2 protein-coding genes and 3 pseudogenes are annotated in these 3,352 nt (G+C 53.2%); all 5 read left to right on the top strand.

The genetic code is table 11. The annotated features are described in order from the left end of the window. Positions 1-315: pseudogene (locus ACLTD4_RS33470) on the top strand (ATP phosphoribosyltransferase regulatory subunit); the annotation flags it as partial. A gap of 8 nt (positions 316-323) precedes the next feature. Continuing rightward, positions 324-971, top strand: a complete 648-nt coding sequence (gene hisG, locus ACLTD4_RS33475) for an ATP phosphoribosyltransferase (RefSeq protein ID WP_055652730.1) — start codon at positions 324-326, stop codon at positions 969-971. 34 nt (positions 972-1,005) lie between these two features. Continuing rightward, a pseudogene (hisD, locus tag ACLTD4_RS33480) lies at positions 1,006-2,297 on the top strand (histidinol dehydrogenase). An 18-nt stretch (positions 2,298-2,315) separates the two neighbouring features. Continuing rightward, positions 2,316-2,903: an imidazoleglycerol-phosphate dehydratase HisB gene (gene hisB, locus ACLTD4_RS33485; RefSeq protein ID WP_117620733.1), complete on the top strand. Its 588-nt coding sequence runs from the start codon at positions 2,316-2,318 to the stop codon at positions 2,901-2,903. Positions 2,904-2,924: 21 nt separating this feature from the next. After that, a pseudogene (locus tag ACLTD4_RS33490) lies at positions 2,925-3,352 on the top strand (HisA/HisF-related TIM barrel protein); the annotation flags it as partial.

Genomic DNA, 3,352 nt, shown 5'->3' on the forward strand with positions numbered 1-3,352 from the left:
GTCGATGATCTGATGCTGGCTTTATCCAGACAGAAGATCGATACGCCGGTCCGGGTGGTCAATACCATGATTCTCTTCGAGCCGGAATCCAGAGAGCAGGCGATCCAGCTTGCGAAGCACTTCCGCGATACCTCCATGCCGGTGCAGCTTCAGCTTAAGAAGGCGGACAAGACGCTGGAGGCGTATAAAGCCTATGCGGGGCGCACCACCATTACGAACCTGCTGTACTTAGATGAGAAGGGCTTTTCCGTAAAGATCGTGAACTTGAACTTAGACCGGATGGACGAGATACCGCTGTCCGAATACTTAAAATGAGGGATGACATGAGATATTTGACATTTGCCCTGGCAAAGGGCCGTCTGGCAGAACAGTCGCTGGATCTGCTGGAAAAAATCGGAATCACGTGTGAAGAGATGCGGGATAAGAGCTCCCGGAAGCTGATCTTTACAAACGAGGAGCTGGGGATGCGTTTCTTCCTGGCCAAGGCAAGCGATGTGCCGACCTACGTGGAGTACGGCGCCGCCGACATCGGTGTGGTCGGAAAGGACACCATCCTGGAAGAGGGCCGGAAGCTCTATGAGGTAATGAACTTAGGGCTGGGCAACTGCCGTATGTGTGTCTGCGGACCGAAAGAGGCCAAAGAGCTGTTAAAGCATCACGAGAGAATCCGTGTGGCCACCAAATATCCGGCCATAGCAAAGGATTACTTTTACAATAAAAAGCACCAGACTGTGGAGATTATCAAGCTGAACGGCTCCATTGAGCTTGCCCCCATCGTCGGCCTCTCCGAGGTCATCGTGGACATTGTGGAGACGGGCACGACGCTCAAGGAAAACGGCTTAACTGTGCTGGAAGAGATCTGTCCGCTGTCTGCCCGCATGGTAGTCAACCAGGTCAGCATGAAGCGGGAAAACGACCGGATTACCCGTCTGATCCACGATTTGAGGAATTTAATGCAGTCGATGGGCTGATGTTTTAAAACGCTCACTACAAGGAGGAAAACAAATGAGAATTGTTGCGTTAGACGAAACTTCCAAAAAGGATATTCTCGCAGACTTATTAAAGCGTGATCCGAACAACTATACCGCCTATTCAGATACGGTCCAGGAGATCGTGGACACGGTAAAACGTGACCGCGACGCGGCCGTATTTTCCTATACAGAGCAGTTTGACCATGCCGTGATAGACGCCTCCACCATCCGGGTGACAAAAGAGGAGATTGAAGAGGCCATGAGAGAGGTGGAACCGGGACTTTTGGAGGTCATGAAGCGCTCCATGAAGAATATCCGGGCCTTCCACGAGAAGCAGAAGACGTACAGCTGGTTTGACAGCAAGCCGGATGGAACGATACTGGGCCAGAAGATCACAGCGCTTTCCAGTGTCGGCGTCTACGTTCCCGGCGGCAAGGCGGCTTATCCGTCCTCCGTTCTCATGAACATCATTCCCGCCGAGGTGGCCGGAGTCGAGAAGATCGTCATGGTAACCCCTCCGGGCAGAGACGGAAAGGTCAATCCCGTGACCCTCACCGCGGCGCATCTTGCAGGGGCGACCGAGGTCTATAAAGTGGGCGGCGCCCAGGCCATCGCGGCACTGGCGTTTGGTACCGAATCCATCCCGCGGGTCAATAAGATCGTAGGCCCCGGCAATATCTTCGTGGCGCTGGCCAAGAAGGCGGTATACGGCCATGTCAGCATCGACAGCATCGCCGGTCCCAGCGAAATTCTGGTCCTGGCCGATGAGAGTGCCAATCCCCGTTTTGTAGCGGCGGATCTCTTATCTCAGGCGGAACACGATGAGCTGGCCTCTGCCATTCTGGTTACCACCAGCATGGACCTGGCAAAGAAGGTATCGGAAGAGGCGATTCGGTTCACAAAGGAGCTTTCCCGCTCAGAGATCATTCAGAAATCGCTGGATAATTACGGCTACATCCTGGTGGCAGACACCATGGCGGACGCCCTGGAAACGGTCAATGAGATCGCTCCGGAGCATTTGGAGATCGTGACGAAGAACCCATTTGAAGACATGACTCGTGTGAAAAATGCGGGAGCCATCTTCATCGGGGAATACAGTTCTGAGCCTCTTGGCGACTACTTCGCAGGCCCGAACCACGTCTTCCGACCAACGGAACGGCAAAGTTCTTCTCCCCGCTGAACGTAGATGACTTCGTAAAGAAATCCAGCATCATTTACTATTCCAAAGACGCTCTGGAGGCCATTCATGAGGATATCGAGGCATTTGCAGAGGCGGAGCAGCTGACCGCACATGCCAATTCTGTCAGGGTCAGATTTGAAAAATAGAGAAGAGAGGACGAGGATATGGGAAGAACTGCAGAAATAACGAGAGTGACGAAAGAGACGGATATCCGCCTGAAGCTGAACCTGGACGGATCGGGCAGCGCTTCTGTTCAGACGGGAATCGGCTTCTTTGATCATATGCTGAACAGCTTTGCCCGCCACGGCCTGTTTGATCTGGAAGTGGAAGTGAAGGGCGATTTGGAGGTCGATACCCACCATACGATCGAGGATACGGGCATCGTGCTGGGCACTGCCATCAAAGAGGCGGTTGGCAATAAGAAATCGCTTAAACGGTATGGAAATATGATTCTTCCCATGGATGAGTCCCTGATTCTCTGTGCCATCGATTTATCGGGCCGCCCCTACTTCGTTTTCGACGCGGCCTTTACAGCCGAGAGGGTCGGGCAGTTTGAGACCGAGATGGTAAAGGAGTTCTTCTACGCAGTTTCCTATGCAGCGGAAATGAACCTCCATATCAGAAAGCTGTCCGGGGAGAATAACCATCATATCATTGAGGGCATCTTCAAGGCATTTGCCAAGGCTCTCGACGAGGCCTCACAGACGGACCCGAGAATCACGGATGTGTTGTCAACAAAAGGGACACTTTAAACCGGGAAGAAGGAGAATATTATGCAGTTATATCCGGCTATTGACATGAAAAACGGACAGTGTGTCCGCTTAAGACAGGGAAAATTCAAAGAGATCACCGTTTATTCCGATTCTCCGGAGAAGGTGGCGGCATACTGGGAATCACAGGGGGCCACATTCCTGCATCTGGTGGATTTGGATGGCGCGCTGGCAGGTTATTCGGTCAATGAAGACGCATCAGACGGATCGTCGCAGCCTTCTCCAAGCCGATCGAGATCGGCGGCGGAATCCGGACGGAGGAGGCCATCGAGCGTATGCTGAATTTGGGCGTCAGCCGCGTAATCATCGGGACAAAAGCGGTCCAAAATCCCCTTTTCCTCCGCGACGCGGTTACCCATTTCGGCGCAGACCGGATCGTCGCCGGTGTGGACGCGAAAAATGGGCTGGTAGCCATCGAAGGCTGGGAGAAG

The organism is Hungatella sp. (genome assembly GCF_046966825.1).